The organism is Erwinia persicina (genome assembly GCF_019844095.1).
In the GTDB taxonomy this organism is placed as follows: domain Bacteria; phylum Pseudomonadota; class Gammaproteobacteria; order Enterobacterales; family Enterobacteriaceae; genus Erwinia; species Erwinia persicina.
The window spans coordinates 2,580,888-2,596,909 of record NZ_CP082141.1; the positions used below are offsets into that span (position 1 = coordinate 2,580,888).

The following is a 16,022-nucleotide window of genomic DNA, read 5'->3' on the forward strand; positions in this document are numbered from 1 at the left end:
AAGCTATTCGTTGGCACGGCGAGGCAAATGCCACGTCTCCTGCGCCACCAGCGCATCGTGCGCATCAAGGCTGCGGCGGCGGAAGTCGCTGGGGCTGACTCCGGCACGCTTGCGAAACACACGGGAGAAGTAAAGCTGATCGTCATAGCCCACTTCGCGGCCGATACTGGCAATCGGCTCCTGAGTGGTCTGCAGCAGCAGCTTGGCGCGGATCACGCGCTGATCTTCCCGCCAGCGCAGCAGGTTGACGCCCATCTGCTCGCGAAAGAGATGCGCCAGCCGCGATGGTGACAGGCAGACGTGCCTGGCGACCTCTTCAATTTTCACCTCCGCAGCCAGATTGTTGGTGACGTACTGGCAGGCCTCCACCACGCGGGCGTCGCGGACCTGCTGCTGGCTGCGCGGATCTTCCTGCACCGCCCGCAGCAGCAAACGTTCCAGCAGATTCATCGCCAGTTCTTCAGCAAACGGACGGCCGGAGTTATGCGTGTGTTCAATATTGGCAAACAGGCGGTCAAACTCCCCGCGCAGCGACTCCGGCAGGCGCAGGCGCCCCACGCCCTGCGCTTCATCCTGCCACTCCAGCCAGTCGCTCCAGTAGGCGCGGGGGCGGAAATAGACCCAGCGGTGATACCAGCAGTCACTGTCCGGCAAACGGCCGTAGTAATGCGGCGTTTTCGGCTGAAACAGCAGCAGATCGCCAGGCTCACAGTCGAACGCCGCCTCACCGTCAAACACCCGCCCGCGGCCTTTGATGGTCAGGTTAAGAATGTAGCCTTTCATGCCGTGCGGGCGATCGATAAAGAAATCGAGCGGCCCTGCCGCATTAATCGGCGTCAGCCCGGCCACCAGCCAGGCGCTGAAGGGATACCCGGGAAGTAACGGGTTGGACTGCGCCACCGGCGCCAGACGATGATACATAACGCCTCCTGTCAGACCGCTTTCGCTTTTTGTTTGTACCGGTCAAAAATAACCGCTGCTAACAATATCAGACCGCGGACAACGTACTGTGAGAAAGGCGATATATTCAATAAATTCATCGCATTTTCCACGGTGCCAAGGATCAGTACCCCGGCGATAACATACGAAATTTTACCGATCCCGCCCTTCAGGGAAACGCCTCCCAGCACACAGGCTGAGATCACGATCAGCTCGTAGCCCAGGGAGGTCATCGGCTGGCCGCTGGTCATTCTTGAAGCCAGAATAATCCCGGCCGCAGCGGAAACCAGCCCGGAGAGAATAAAGATAATAATCCGCGTGCGCACCACCGGCACCCCGGCCAGACGTGCTGCTTCTTCATTGCCACCTATCGCCAGCGTGTTACGGCCAAAGGTGGTTTTATTCAGCAGGAAGGCGAACAGCGCCAGGGTAATAATGGTCAGCCACACGGGAGCCGGCACGCCCAGCCAGCTGGCATAGCCGAGCGCAAAGAAGCGCTCATCTTCGATCCCTACCGCTTTACCGTCTGAGAAAATATAGGCCAGCCCGCGGACGATCTGCATGGTCGCCAGCGTGGTGATCAGCGCATTGATCTTCAGTTTAGCGATGACAAAGCCATTGACGAAGCCGCAGGCAACCCCCAGCACCAGACCGGCAGCAATGCCGATCCACAGGCTCTCCGTCATATTGATCACCACGGCACACACCACGCCGGCGCAGGCAATGACCGAGGCCACCGACAGGTCAAAATCTCCCGAGGCCAGGCAGAACAGCATGCCGCAGGCGACCATGCCAGACATCGACATCGCCAGCCCCAGACCTTTCATATTGATCAGTGAACCGAAGTTCGGTACGAATACCGTACAGGCGATAAACAGGGCAGCAAACACCACCAGCATGCCAAAGTTGTCCCAGATTCGGCCCAGGCTGAAGCGGGACGGCGCAGCGGGTGTAACGGATGAGGTCGTTGACATAGGTTTCTCCTGCATATTCAGGCCACGTGTGTGGCGGGTTTGGCGGTTTTCGGCATCGCCAGACTCAGCGTCAGGGCTTCCGTGGCGTCGTTGTGATCCAGCTCTCCGGCTATTTCACCCTCGCGCATCACCAGAATGCGGTCGGCCAGCCCCATGACTTCGGGCAGGTCGCTGGAGGCAAACAGCACTGCAATCCCCTGCTCTGCCAGGGCATAAATCAGCTGATAAATTTCGTTTTTCGCCCCGACATCAATACCGCGCGTCGGTTCGTCCAGCAGGATCACCTTCATCTCTTCTGACAGCCAGCGGCCAAGGATCGCTTTCTGCTGGTTGCCACCGGAAAGGTTCATGATCAGCTGGTCCGCGGAGGGGGTTTTGATATTCAGGGAACGGATATGCACGCCAGCGTTGCTGGCTTCCCAGCCGTTGTTAATCAGGCACCCCGCCTTCAGATTATTCCGCCTGGCGCTGATATTGATGTTGTCACGCACGGAGTGTACCGGGATGATGCCGTCTGCCTTACGATCTTCAGGGCAGAGCATGATGCCAGCGCGAATGGCTTCTATCGGCTCTTTGATGCTGATTTTTTTCCCGTCCAGCCACAGCTCGCCGCCGATCAGGCGCGTGGCACCAAACAGCCCTTTCATCAGCTCACTGCGTCCGGCACCGACCAGGCCAAACAGCCCGACGATTTCTCCGGCACGCACGCTGAAGGACACCGGGCTGCGTACGCCTTTGGCGTGCACGTTGTTGAGCTGCAGTCGGATCTCGCCCTGTTCGCGGGGGCGGTAACCGTAGATATCACCGATTTCACGGCCGACCATGGCCTGAACCAGCTCGTCGTTGCCGGTGGTCGCCATATCGGTGAAGGTGCGCACATAGCGGCCATCTTTAAACACCGTGATCGCATCACTGAGGGCAAAGATCTCCTCCATGCGGTGGGAGACATACAGCACCACGCGCCCCTCAGCGCGCAGCTGGCGGATAACGCGGAACAGCTGGTCAATCTCACGTGCTGACAGTGAACTGGTCGGTTCATCAAAGGCGATCACCTGAGCATTACGGGTCAGCGCCTTGGCGATCTCCACCATCTGCCACTGGCCCAGAGAGAGGTATTTCAGAGGCATGTCCGGGTCAATATCCATCCCCAGCGCTTTCAGCTGGCGGCTGGCCTCCGCACGCAGGCGGGAACGATTGACCAGTCCCGCGCGCTGCGGCAACTGACCTAAAAAGATATTTTCTGCCACCGACATTTCCGGCACCAGATGCAGTTCCTGATAAATAATCGCCACCCCGGCGTTGAGCGCATCGGTGGTGTGCTGGAAGTTTACCGGCTGCCCCTGCAGGCGAATTTCGCCGCCGCTGGCCTGATAGCTTCCGCTGAGAATTTTCAACAGTGTCGATTTACCCGCGCCATTTTCCCCCATCAGGGCATGGACCTGGCCGGCATAACAGTCGAAGCTGATGTCCTGAAGTGCCTTCACGCCAGGAAAGGTTTTGCTGATGCCGTGAAAGCTCAGATACGGCGTTTGTGAAGTCATGGTGTCTCCTGCGACATAGGCCATCACTGCGGGCGGACCGGAAAAAAGGGCCGCCCCGATAAATAGGCTGGCATCGCCTTTCGGGCGGACCGGAAAAAAGGCCCGCCCCTGCGCCAGTGCCTTACATCAGGCCTTTTTTCGCCAGTTCAGCTTTGAAGTTATCGCGGGTAATCAGCACCACGTCGGTCACTTCGGTGAATTTGGCTGGCTCAACATCTTTCGTTACCCAGTCATGCAGCATCTGAATGCTGCGGTAGCCGTGGACATCCGGGCTGGGCAGCAGAGAGCCGTAGAAGCCGGTTGCCTGGCCCTTCGACAGTTCGCTGACCGCATCCACGCCGTTGATACCGATGCCGATCACGTTCGGCGCTTTAAAGCCCTGACCTTCGGTGGCCCGCACGCCGCCCAGCACGGTGTTATCGTTCATGCCCACAATCAGCCAGTTTTTGACTTCCGGATGCTGCACTAACAGTGAGTTACCGGCATCGAAGGCACCGGGGATATCGTTTGATTTGGTAGGAACCTGATAGATCTGTTTTTCCGGGAATCCGGCCGCTTTCAGTGCGTCAATTGACCCCCCGGTACGACGGCGGGCGGTGTCCAGCTCATTGGCGGTGATCGCCATCACGGCGGTGGTTTTCACATCCCAGCCGCGTTTCTGCATCTCTTTGTACAGCTCCTGGCCCTGACGCTCGCCGATTTTGGTCGCCGCCATCATCACCAGCGGCACGGTGTCCATCGGTTTGCCTTTCGCAGTGACGAACTGGTCATCGACCGCGATCACTTTCAGGCCATAGCTGCGGGCTTTGGCTACAATCGCCGAACCGAGTTTGGGATCCGGCGTACAGATAACAAACCCTTTCGCCCCGCTGGCGGCCAGACTGTCGATGGCATTCAGGGTTTTTTCACCGTCCGGCACCGCGATTTTGATCACTTCAAAGCCAAGATCTTTACCGGCCTTGTCGGCAAACTTCCATTCCGTCTGGAACCAGGGTTCTTCCGGCTGTTTCACGAGGAAACCGAGTTTCATGGTTTCCGCCATAGCGGATTGTGACATAACGGCAGCAAGGCCAATCGCGGCCAGCGCTTTAGTGAATTTGTGCATGAGGCTCTCCGGCTCAGTGCCCGCCTGGGGCGGGATTGTGTAAACGGTAACAATCGGTTGTTGAAAAAATTAAAAGCATTTAAACAAGACCTTACCTGAGCACTGACGTCTTAACAGTGGCGGTAGTCCGCTAGTTTTACCTGCAAGTGCGTGAAAATTTGTAGAGCGCTATCACACGCTGAAATTACAGTTGTTTTGTCCATCTTTTCAGCCAATTTAACCGATACGCAACATTTGAACCCCATCACACTCCCACCCCTGATGACAGAAAAGTGCATATATGCAGCCAGCCGCACCTAACCACTCTGCCGCCATGTTTCCAGGATAGAGGAACATTACTTAAGCCTGTTCTGAACATAACGGAGAGCAACTATGCACAAGGGTGCGATTACCCTCGGTCTGGATTTCGGCAGCGATTCGGTGCGTGCGCTGGCCGTGGAGTGCGCCAGCGGCCGCGAACTGTATAAGCAGGTGGTGGCCTATCCGCGCTGGAAAGCCGGACGCTTCTGCGATGCGGCACATAACCTGTTTCGCCATCATCCTCAGGACTATATTGACGCGCTGGAGCAGGCGATACGTGACGTTGTCACTCAACTTACCCCTGAACAGCGGTTAAATGTGGTGGGCATCGGCGTGGATTCGACAGGATCCACCCCTGCCCCTGTAGACCGTGAAGGACGGGTACTTGCCCTGCGCCCGGAATTTGCCGAAAACCCCAACGCGATGTTCGTGCTGTGGAAAGATCACACCGCCATTGAGGAGGCTGAAGCTATTACCCGCCTGTGTCACAGCGGTGACTATCAGGACTACTCACGCTTTATCGGCGGCATTTATTCCTCAGAATGGTTCTGGGCCAAAATTCTGCATATCAGTCGCCAGGATGCGGCGGTACGCGAGGCAGCGGTCTCGTGGGTGGAGTTGTGTGACTGGGTGCCGGCGCTGTTAAGCGGTACCACCGCCCCTGCGGACATGAAACGCGGCCGCTGTGCAGCTGGCCATAAGTCACTCTGGCATCCGGTCTGGCAGGGGTTACCTGAAGCCCGGTTCCTGAATGCTCTCGACCCGCTGCTGACCACCGATCTCGACTACCCGATGTTTACCGATACCTGGACCGCCGATATTCCGGTCGGGCAGCTCAGTGCCGAGTGGGCGGCGCGTCTCGGTCTGCCCGGCAGCGTGACCCTATCCGGCGGGGCATTTGACTGCCATATGGGGGCCGTCGGTGCCGGAGCCCAGCCCTATACGCTGGTGAAAGTGATCGGGACGTCGACCTGCGACATTCTGATTGCTGATGCCGATCGCGTAGCCGATCGTGCGATTAAAGGGATCTGTGGTCAGGTGGATGGCAGCGTCGTACCCGGAATGATTGGCCTGGAGGCCGGACAGTCGGCATTTGGCGATATGTATGCCTGGTTTGGCCGTCTGTTGAGCTGGCCGCTGGTGCAGGCGGCACAGCAGCAGCCAGCGCTGAAAGCCGAACTTGAGGCCATACAGCACGGCATGCTGGAACAGTTAACCGCCGCCTGGGCCGCCGATCCGCAGCTCGATCATCTGCCGGTGGTCCTCGACTGGTTTAACGGCCGCCGCACGCCTTTTGCCAACCAGCGCCTGAAAGGAGTGATCACCGATCTTAACCTTGGCACCGATGCCCCGACGCTGTTTGGGGGCTTTATTGCGGCCACGGCGTTTGGTGCCCGCGCCATTATGGAGTGCTTTGAACAGCAGGATATCCCGGTACAGCAGATCCTCGCTCTGGGCGGAATTGCCCGCAAGTCACCGACCATTATGCAGGTGTGCTGTGACGTGATGAACCGTCCGCTGGACATTGTTGCCTCCGACGAATGCTGTGCGCTGGGGGCCGCCATCTTTGCCGCCGTGGCCGCTGGTGTCTATGCCGATATCCCGTCGGCACAGGCGCAGATGGCCAGCCCGCTGGATCAGACGCTGCAGCCGGATCCGGTTCGCGTCGCCCGCTTCCAGCAGCTTTATCAGCGTTATCTTCAATGGTGTGAGCTGGCGGAACCGCAGTTTGCCCCACAACCTTCATCAGTCAGTTAAGGAATCGCTTTATGACACAGTTAAACGCCCGCAGCGTATGGTTTGTGATTGGTACCCAGCATCTGTACGGTGCGGAGACGCTGCGCCAGGTCGAACAGCATGGACAGCAGGTGGTGGAAGGCCTGAACCGGGCGGGTAAACTGCCCTTCTCTTTACAGCTTAAACCGCTGGTTAAAACACCGGATGAGGCACTGTCGCTGTGCCGCGAGGCGAATCACGATCAGAGCTGCCTGGGCATTATCACCTGGCTGCACACCTTCTCCCCGGCAAAAATGTGGATTGGCGGCCTGTCGATTCTGAATAAGCCACTGCTGCAGTTCCATACTCAGTTCAATGCGGAGATCCCATGGGACAGCATGGATATGGACTTTATGAACCTGAACCAGACTGCACACGGCGGCCGTGAGTTTGGCTTTATTGGCGCGCGTATGCGTCTGCCGCATCAGGTGGTGACCGGCCACTGGCAGGATGAACGCTCACAGCAGCGCATCGGACAGTGGATGCGCGGTGCCGCCGCCCTGCAGGCCAGCCAGCAGCTGAAAGTGGCCCGTTTCGGTGACAACATGCGCGAAGTGGCAGTGACAGAAGGCGATAAAGTCGCGGCACAGATCCAGTTTGGCTACGCGGTGAATGGCTGGGGTGTAGGCGATTTGGTCGAGGTGATCAACCAGGTCAGCGACGGCGATGTCAGTGCACTGATTGATGAATACGAAAGCAGCTATGAATTTAGCGCAGCGGCGGCCGTGAACGGTGACAAACGGCAGAACGTGCTGGACGCCGCCCGGATTGAACTGGGGATCAAGCGTTTCCTGGAAAGCGAAGGCTGCCGGGCATTCACCACCAATTTCCAGACGCTGCACGGTATGACACAGTTGCCGGGGCTGGCGGTACAGCGCCTGATGCAGCAGGGATACGGCTTTGCCGGTGAGGGAGACTGGAAAACCGCGGCACTGCTGCACATCTTCAAACAGATGGCGGGGGATCTCCCGGGGGGTACCTCGTTTATGGAGGATTACACCTACCACTTCGCGCCGGGCAATGACCTGGTGCTGGGTTCACATATGCTGGAGGTCTGCCCGACCATCGCCCGTGAAGCCAAACCGCTGCTCGACGTGCAGGCGCTGGGCATCGGCGGCAAGGCCGATCCGGCTCGTCTGATCTTCTCCGCCCCGGCCGGACGTGCAGTTAACGCCAGCGTGATTGATATGGGTGACCGTTTCCGCCTGCTGGTTAACGTGGTGGACGCTATCGAACAGCCGCAGGCGCTGCCGAAACTGCCGGTGGCCCGCGCCCTGTGGCGGGCACAGCCGTCGCTGGCGACAGCATCTGAAGCGTGGATTCTGGGCGGTGGTGCGCATCATACCGTCTTCAGCCAGGCACTGACCGTCGACGATATGCGGCTGTACGCCGAGCTCACCGGGATAGAGGCGCTGGTAATCGATGAAGAAACCACGCTGCACGGTTTCCGTGATGCGCTGCGCTGGAATGAAGCTTACTACCGTCTGAATCAACGCTAACCGCTAACGCCCCCTGACGGGGGCGTTTTCTCCTCTTACTCTGGGTTACCCTGCCCCCAACGCCACTGGCTGACTTCCGGCATGTCTTCACCGTGTTCCCGCACATAATCATGGTGATACGCCAGACGGGCCTGCAAGGTGTCGATAACGTGACCCTGAGTGGCGGCCAGATGGGGAACATGTGTGATGGCCGCCAGCGCCAGATGATAGCGATCCAGTTTATTAAGCACGGTCATATCAAACGGTGTGGTGGTGGTGCCCTCCTCGCTGAATCCCTGTACGTGAAAATTCTGATGATTTCGCCGCTGATACGTCAGCCGGTGGATCAGGCTGGGATATCCGTGAAAAGCAAAGATGATTGGTTTATCCGCCGTGAACAGCGCTTCAAACGCCGGTTCCGGTTTACCGTGCGGGTGCTGCTCCTGGGTCTGCAGTGCCATCAGATCTACCACGTTCACCACGCGGACGTTCAGCTCAGGAACCAGATCGCGTAACAGTTGCACGGCCGCCAGCGTTTCAATGGTGGGAACATCCCCGGCGCAGGCCATCACCACGTCAGGGCTGGTATCGTCATCCGTATTGCCCGCCCAGGACCATATCCCCATTCCGGCTTCGCAATGTTTTGCCGCGCTGTCGCGATCCAGCCACTGCGGCGAGGGCTGCTTACCTGCGACAATGACGTTGATGCGATCCCAGGTTTTCAGACAGTGATCGCCCACCCACAGCAGGGTATTGGCATCCGGCGGTAAATAGACCCGGACGATGTCGGCTTTCTTATTCGCCACGTGATCGATAAAGCCCGGATCCTGGTGACTGTAGCCATTATGATCCTGACGCCACACGTGTGATGAGAGCAGATAATTCAGCGAGGCGATCGGTGCCCGCCAGGGAAGCTTGCGTGACACCTTCAGCCATTTTGCATGCTGGTTAAACATTGAATCGATAATGTGAATAAAGGCTTCGTAACAGTTGAACAGCCCGTGCCGGCCGCTCAGCAGATACCCTTCCAGCCACCCCTGGCAAAGATGCTCACTGAGGACTTCCAGTACCCGACCATCCGGGGCCAGCTGCTCGTCATAGGGTTCGCGTTCGCCCATCCAGCGGCGTGCGGTCACCTCAAACACCGGACTCAGCCGGTTAGAGGCGGTTTCATCCGGCCCAAAAATCAGGAAATTATTGGGATTTTTCTGCACAATCTCGCGCAGATAATGACCCAGCTGCTCCGTCGCCTGCCCCTGTATCGCGCCGGGGGTGGACACGTCCAGCGAGAACGCGCGAATATCAGGCGTGTTTAAGGGCTGCCTCAGCCTGCCGCCGTTCGCCCAGGGACTGGCTCCCATGCGCCAGTCGCCCTGCGGGGCAAGGGCCTGCAGTTCAGGGCGTAAACGTCCGCTGGCATCAAACAGCTTTTCCGGCTGATAACTTTTCAGCCACTGTTCAAGGATGCGTCGATGTTCATCGTTTTCACGACAGCCTGAGACCGGCACCTGGTGAGCCCGCCAGAAATCTTCCACTTTCTTACCGTCGACACTTTTGGGCCCGGTCCATCCCTTCGGGCTACGTAACAGAATCATCGGCCAGCGTGGCACTCCGGCCGGCGGTTTTTCCTGACGGTACTGCCGCTGGATCGCCGCAATCTCGTCGAAGGCCTGATCCAGCACCATCGCCATCTGCGTGTGCATCAATGCCGGATCACTGCCTGTCACCACGCGCGGTGCATAGCCCATGGCCCGGTAGAGGTGGACCAGTTCTTCATCGCTGGTGCGTCCGGACAGGGTAGGATTGGCAATCTTATAGCCGTTCACGTGCAGTATCGGCAGTACCGCCCCGTCACGCTGTGGATTAAGGAATTTCAGGCTTTGCCAGCTGGCAGAGAGCGGCCCGGTTTCCGCCTCCCCATCGCCAATAATGCACGGAACAATCAGCTCGGGATGGTCGAATGCGGCACCGAAGGCGTGCGCCAGCGAGTAGCCCAGCTCTCCGCCTTCGTTAATCGAACCCGGGGTTTCTGCCGCCGCATGGCTGGGTATCCCTCCCGGAAAGGAAAACTGCTTGAACAGCCGTTTCATGCCGGCGATGTCCTGGCTCACGTCAGGATAAATTTCGCTGTAGCTGCCTTCCAGCCAGGTGTTAGCCACCATCCCAGGCCCCCCGTGTCCCGGCCCGCAGACATAGAGTAAGTTCAGCTTGCGCTGGCGAATGATGCGGTTGAGATGGACATAGATAAAATTCAGACCGGGTGTCGTCCCCCAGTGGCCCAGCAGTCTTGGCTTGATGTGCTCCGGCTTCAGCGGTTCGCGCAGAAGCGGGTTATCCATTAAATAAATCTGGCCTACAGAAAGGTAATTGGCTGCCCGCCAGTAGCGATCGATTAATATGCATTCGCTGTCAGTGAGAGAGTCTGCCACGCGATATTCTCCTCTTGATTCGCTGATTCCTGTGTTGTTATTCCTGCGTTGTCTGTCATGGGGGCGGGTTCGCCAGGGTGATTAGTCCGCCGTTTTCAACTGCTCACCTAAGGCTTTTTCGCAGCCCGCCGGCGTGTTAGCCTGGCGACGCTGTTCCGGCGAGAGCGCCAGCCAGCCGTCAACGACCTTCCCGGCCACCTCGCTGTCAAAATCGGTTTTATTCAGCGAGGAAGAAGAGTGACTGCGCATGTGCATATCGTTGAGCTGTTGCAGGTAGGCGTCACGGGAAGCGTCCGGCTGGGCAGACGCGGTGGTACACAGCAGGCTGACATAGCGGGCCTCCTCAGAGGGGGTGCCTGTCTCAGCCGCGATGGCTGTGCCCGCTATCATCAGTGTGGATAAAAGCAGAATGATTTTCATAATGGCTCCTTACCTAAAAGAGTAAGGATAGAAGAGATAAACCGCTTTTGCTGGCCGTCCGCTCCGGGCAACAGTTGCGCCGCCGCCGGGGGAACGGAGCGAGCCGGCCCCAAGGCCGGCTCGCTCCGTCTGACATCAGACCAGCCGCTTGACCGGCGCATTTTGCTGGCGATCCCACATCACCGTCAGCAGGCGCTGCAGCGCAATAAACGCAAACAGCAGCACGCCAATGGCAATTTTGGTCCACCAGGAACTCAGGGTGCCGTCAAAGTTAATCCACGTCTGGATCAGCCCCTGAATCAGCACACCGAACAGCGTACCCAGTACGGTGCCGACCCCGCCAGACAACAGCGTACCGCCGATCACCACCGAGGCGATGGCATCCAGCTCCACGCCCATTCCTGCCAGCGCATAGCCTGCAGAGGTGTAGATGGAGAACACAATACCGGCCAGCGTCGCCAGCCCTGAAGAGAGCATATAGATACGCACCGTGGTACTGCGGGTGGAGATGCCCATCAGGCGGGCAGAGGTCGCATTCCCACCGATGGCATACACCTGATTACCAAAACGGCTGCGGTGCGCCAGTAAAATGCCCAGTGCCACGACCGCCAGCATAATCACCGCCAGCAGACTCAGCCGCCCGCCGCCGGGAATTTTCCACGCCATCGATGACAGCGTGGTATACAGCGGGTGGTCGATAGGTAAGGAGCTTTCCGCTACCAGATAACTGCAGCCGCGCAGGAAGAACATACCGGCCAGGGTAATAATAAATGCCGGGATCTTCAGCGCATCGATCAGCCAGCCCATAAAGGCCCCGAACGCCGTGCCCAGGGTCATCACCAGGGCAAATGCCAGCCAGGGGTCAACGTGGAAGTCGCCAATCAGACGCGCCAGAAACACCCCGGTAAAGGCAATGACCGCGCCCACCGACAGATCGATGCCGCCGGAGAGGATCACAAAGGTCATCCCGACGGCGATAATGCCCAGAAAGGCATTATCCGTCAGAATATTGGCAATCACCCGCGTGGATGCAAAGCCAGGATACTGGCTGAGGCAGAACAGATAACCTGCGACAAACACCAGCAGGGTGATCATTAACGGCAGATGGCGTTTAATCACGGCGATGCCCTCGTTTGAACAGTTGAATAAAGCGTGGAGACTGCAGCAACAGAACCAGCATCACGACCACCGCCTTCACCACCTGATTCAGTTCGGGGGGGAAACCGGAGAGTAAAATCCCGGTGTTCATGGCCTGGATAATCAGCGCGCCGATCAACGACAGCATCAGGTTAAAACGCCCCCCCATCAGCGACGCCCCGCCGATAACCACGGCAAGGATGGCATCCAGCTCCAGCCACAGCCCGGCATTGTTGGCGTCGGCACCGCGAATATCTGCAGCGACGATCAGCCCGGCCACTGCCGCGCACAGTCCGCTTAATACGTACGTGCTCATCACCACCAGCCAGCCATTGACGCCCGCATTGCGTGCTGCGCGCAGGTTGATGCCGACCGCCTCGATAAACATGCCCAGCGCGGTTTTACGCGTCAGCAGCCACACCAGCAGTGCCAGCGCGAGGGTGATCCATACCGGTACTGGCAACAGCAGGAGCGTCCCGCTGCCCAGACGTGCCAGGGCATCGCTGTCGAAGGTGACAATCTGCCCCTGAGTAATCAGCTGCGCAATACCGCGCCCCGCCACCATCAGGATCAGCGTGGCCACAAAGGGCTGGATTTTCAGCAGTGCCACCAGCACGCCGTTCCACAGCCCGCAGAGGATGCCGCTACCGAGCGTCACCAGGATGATCACCGGCAGGCTGTGCCCGGCAACGGTCAGGGTGGCGGCAGTAGCCCCGGCAATGGCCATCACCGCCCCTACCGACAGGTCAATCCCCCCGGTGGCAATCACCAGCGTCATACCAATCGCCAGAATCGCCACCGGGGCCGCGCGGTTCAGAATATCAATCGGGCTACCGAACAGACGTCCATCCTGCAAGTGGATGGCAAAGAAGTTATTCGCCACCAGGCTGTCAATCAGCAGCACCAGCAGCAGTGCGCCAATCTGCGGTAAACCGGGCGGTAGTTTTCGTTTTAACATCGGTGATTTCCCCGCCATCAGATGCGATTCAGGCATGTTGTTCTCCCCCTGCGGCTATCGCATTCACGATCGCCGCGACGGAGAGCTGTTCCAGTGGTATTTCAGCCACCTGCTGCCGATCGCGCAGGATCACCACGCGATCGGCATAGCCGACCAGTTCCTCCAGCTCTGAGGAGATCACCAGCAGCGCCAGACCGTCGGCGCACAGGGTTTCAATCAGGCGGATGATCTCGGCGTGGGCCCCGACGTCGATACCGCGTGTCGGCTCATCCAGGATCAGGAACTGGGGCTTTGTCACCAGCCAGCGCGACAGCAGGACTTTTTGCTGATTGCCGCCGGAAAGGAGTTCCACCGGCTGTTCTGCATCCGGGGTACGGATGCCGAGGCTTTTGATAAAGCGGTCTGCCACCTGCTGCTGTTCTCGCTTCGGGATCGGACGCAGCCAGCCGCGCTGGGCCTGCAACGCCAGAATGATATTTTCCCGCACGGAAGCGGCACCGATAATACCGTCCGTTTTACGATCTTCCGGACAGAAGCCCATCCCCAGCCGCGAGGCCTGGGCAGGTGAGCGAATGGTCTGAGGCTTTCCCTTGATGAAGGCACGGCCGCTGTCGGCCCGTTTAATGCCAAACAGCAGTTCTGCGGTCTCCGTACGCCCGGAACCCAGCAGGCCCGCCAGTCCGACGGCCTCACCGGGGCGCACACTGAGGCTGAAGGGTTCAATCGTCCCTTTCTTGCCATAGTCTTTAAATTCCACCACCGGCTGATGGCTTTTCAACGTGCTGCCCGCGCGTTGCAGTGCGGTTTCCAGCAGTTCACGTCCCAGCATCAGTTTAATCAGTTCGATCTGTGGCAGGCTTTGCGTGTCGCGCGTGGCGATAAACTGCCCGTTGCGCAGCACGGTAATGCGGTCCGTCACGCGGTAAACCTGGTCGAGGAAGTGAGTGACAAAAATCAGCCCCATGCCTTTGGCCTTCAGCTGTTCCATCAGCGTGAACAGCATGGTGACTTCGCTGGCATCGAGACTGGCGGTCGGTTCGTCAAGGATCAGTACTTTTGCCGACAGATCGACCGCCCGGCAGATAGCAATGATTTGCTGCATGGCCACCGAGTACTGTCCCAGTGGTCGGGTGACATCCATTTCAAAACCGTAATCTGCCAGCAGTTTTACCGCCCGCTTATTCAGAGTCTTACGATCAATCAGGCCAAAACGCTTAGGCTCACGGCCAATAAACAGATTGTCAGCAACAGACATATTCGGCAGCAGATTCACTTCCTGATACACCGTGCCAATGCCCAGCTGCTGCGCCTCGGCCGTATTGCGCGGATGAATATTCTGTCCGCCGAGCATCAGGGTACCGCCATCACGCTGATAAACGCCGGTCAGCACCTTGATCAGCGTGGATTTCCCCGCCCCGTTCTCCCCAAGTAATGCCATTATTTCGCCAGCGCGCAGGTCAAACGAGACATTGTCCAGCGCCCGGACGCCGGGAAAGGATTTGCTGACGTTGCTGATGGTCAGCAACGCAGGCGTAGAGGTTTCGATGGTCATACGCGTGCCTCAGACAAATAGGTAACCGCCCCGGGCGGGGCGGCGCGGGGATCAGTAACCCATTCCTTTTTTGGTATCTAGCTGCGCCTGCGCATCGGCTGGCAGGAACAGTCGGGTTTCCGTTTTGATAATTTTTGGCGGCATGGTGCCGTCTTTTTTCAGTTTTTCCAGTGCATCAAACGCCGGGCCAGCCATATTTGGCGTCAGTTCCACGTTGGCGTTAGCTTCTCCGGCCAGCATTGCTTTATAGATATCCGGCACGCCATCAATGGATCCGGTTAAAATATCTTTACCCGGTTTAAGTCCGGCCTCTTTTATCGCCTGAATAGCCCCGATCGCCATATCATCGTTATGTGCGTAAACCATACAAATATTCTTGCCGTTGTTTTCCGCCTTAATAAAACTTTCCATCACTTCTTTACCCTTGCTGCGGGTAAAGTCACCGGACTGTGAGCGAATGACTTTAATATTGGGTGTATTGGCAATGGCTTCCGCAAACCCTTTTTTACGATCGATAGCCACACTGGCCCCGACGGTTCCCTGCAGTTCCACCACGTTACAGGGTTTGCCGGCCTGATGTTTCACCAGCCAGTCGCCAATAAGCTTGCCTTCATAGACGTTATCCGCTGTCACCACGGCCTGGTAGAGGGATTTGTCTTTGACCACGATGGCGCGATCCAGCAGGAAGACCGGAATTTTGGCGTCTTTAGCTTCAGAGAGCACCGGTTCCCACCCTGTCTGAACGACAGGTGCGATGAATATCGCATCGACCCCTTGCGCGATAAACGAGCGCACTGCTTTGATTTGGTTCTCTTGTTTTTGCTGGCCGTCCGCGATTTTCAGCGTAATACCCCGTTTCTGAGCTTCACTTTTTGCCACGCTGGTTTCTGCTGCGCGCCAGCCTGATTCCGAGCCAACCTGTGAGAATCCGACGGTCATTGATTCGGCCAGCGCAGGTGCAGACAGGCTGGCTCCGATAAGGGTGGATAAGAGTAAACGCTTCCACATGATCATTTTTCCTCTGATGGGATTTTATCGTATAGGGTTAAGAGCCACATAAGCCTGGCCTATTCGCAGGAAAACATTTACGACAATGCTCACAAAATTCAATAATTCAAAGAGGTTACGCTACCCTCACAGGCTGTGAGCACAATTGGTGATATGGAAAAAACGCGTATTTACAGTAAAAACCAGGTTAAATAAGTGTAATAAACATAAGCGTTTGCGGCAGAACCATTTGGAAGCGATTACAGCACTGCGTGAAGTTCTGTCGTCGGGACTGGATAGGTAACCGGCCAGGGAAAACTACGAATATGTGATCTATCGCACATTCTAAAATGTCGCGACCTGTCGCGCTCCCTTAAGCTTAAGGGAGTAATACCTTTGAGAATCATCTGAACCCTGCAGAATAGA

At 57.7% G+C, this 16,022-nt stretch carries 12 protein-coding genes; 2 read left to right on the forward strand and 10 right to left on the reverse strand.

The features are described 5' to 3' along the window. Positions 1-3: 3 nt before the first annotated feature. The 4 genes from araC to K6L24_RS11675 all read right to left on the reverse strand — a co-directional run bounded on the left by araC (position 4) and on the right by K6L24_RS11675 (position 4,559). Complete coding sequence (gene araC / locus K6L24_RS11660; RefSeq protein ID WP_062743401.1) at positions 4-921, reverse strand: arabinose operon transcriptional regulator AraC; 918 nt, start codon at positions 919-921, stop codon at positions 4-6. A gap of 11 nt (positions 922-932) precedes the next feature. Then, the gene (gene araH, locus K6L24_RS11665; RefSeq protein ID WP_062743402.1) at positions 933-1,913 is read right to left on the reverse strand and encodes an L-arabinose ABC transporter permease AraH; all 981 of its coding nucleotides are present in this window, start codon (positions 1,911-1,913) and stop codon (positions 933-935) included. Positions 1,914-1,930: 17 nt separating this feature from the next. Further along, positions 1,931-3,454 (reverse strand): L-arabinose ABC transporter ATP-binding protein AraG, encoded by a 1,524-nt coding sequence (gene araG, locus K6L24_RS11670; protein WP_062743403.1) that lies wholly within the window; start codon positions 3,452-3,454, stop codon positions 1,931-1,933. A 121-nt stretch (positions 3,455-3,575) separates the two neighbouring features. Next, positions 3,576-4,559, reverse strand: a complete 984-nt coding sequence (locus K6L24_RS11675) for an arabinose ABC transporter substrate-binding protein (protein WP_062743404.1) — start codon at positions 4,557-4,559, stop codon at positions 3,576-3,578. A gap of 372 nt (positions 4,560-4,931) precedes the next feature. Between K6L24_RS11675 and K6L24_RS11680 the strand changes: the two genes are divergently transcribed. Together K6L24_RS11680 and araA are read left to right on the forward strand one after the other, a co-directional pair. Beyond that, positions 4,932-6,617 (forward strand): ribulokinase, encoded by a 1,686-nt coding sequence (locus K6L24_RS11680; protein WP_118664199.1) that lies wholly within the window; start codon positions 4,932-4,934, stop codon positions 6,615-6,617. Positions 6,618-6,628: 11 nt separating this feature from the next. Beyond that, positions 6,629-8,134 carry an L-arabinose isomerase gene (gene araA / locus K6L24_RS11685; protein WP_062743406.1) on the forward strand — a complete coding sequence of 502 codons (1,506 nt, stop codon included), beginning with the start codon at positions 6,629-6,631 and terminating at the stop codon, positions 8,132-8,134. 35 nt (positions 8,135-8,169) lie between these two features. On the opposite strand, the gene K6L24_RS11690 is transcribed toward araA, so the two are convergent. The 6 genes from K6L24_RS11690 to ytfQ all read right to left on the reverse strand — a co-directional run bounded on the left by K6L24_RS11690 (position 8,170) and on the right by ytfQ (position 15,617). Then, the gene (locus tag K6L24_RS11690) at positions 8,170-10,542 is read right to left on the reverse strand and encodes a phosphoketolase family protein (RefSeq protein WP_137268555.1); all 2,373 of its coding nucleotides are present in this window, start codon (positions 10,540-10,542) and stop codon (positions 8,170-8,172) included. Between the two features lie 81 nt (positions 10,543-10,623). Continuing rightward, entirely contained in the window at positions 10,624-10,962 is a 339-nt protein-coding gene (locus K6L24_RS11695) for a hypothetical protein (RefSeq protein WP_062743408.1), read from the reverse strand. Positions 10,963-11,097: 135 nt separating this feature from the next. Then, positions 11,098-12,081 carry a galactofuranose ABC transporter, permease protein YjfF gene (gene yjfF, locus K6L24_RS11700; RefSeq protein ID WP_118664203.1) on the reverse strand — a complete coding sequence of 328 codons (984 nt, stop codon included), beginning with the start codon at positions 12,079-12,081 and terminating at the stop codon, positions 11,098-11,100. Then, positions 12,074-13,093, reverse strand: coding sequence for a galactofuranose ABC transporter, ATP-binding protein YtfT (gene ytfT / locus K6L24_RS11705; RefSeq protein WP_062743410.1), 1,020 nt, complete (start codon positions 13,091-13,093; stop codon positions 12,074-12,076). Before ytfT ends, yjfF begins: the two co-directional genes overlap by 8 nt. Next, entirely contained in the window at positions 13,086-14,609 is a 1,524-nt protein-coding gene (gene ytfR / locus K6L24_RS11710) for a galactofuranose ABC transporter, ATP-binding protein YtfR (protein ID WP_118664204.1), read from the reverse strand. The genes ytfT and ytfR overlap by 8 nt, the downstream gene beginning before the upstream one ends. Before the next feature lie 51 nt (positions 14,610-14,660). Continuing rightward, the gene (gene ytfQ / locus K6L24_RS11715) at positions 14,661-15,617 is read right to left on the reverse strand and encodes a galactofuranose ABC transporter, galactofuranose-binding protein YtfQ (protein ID WP_062743412.1); all 957 of its coding nucleotides are present in this window, start codon (positions 15,615-15,617) and stop codon (positions 14,661-14,663) included. Between the last annotated feature and the right edge of the window lie 405 nt (positions 15,618-16,022).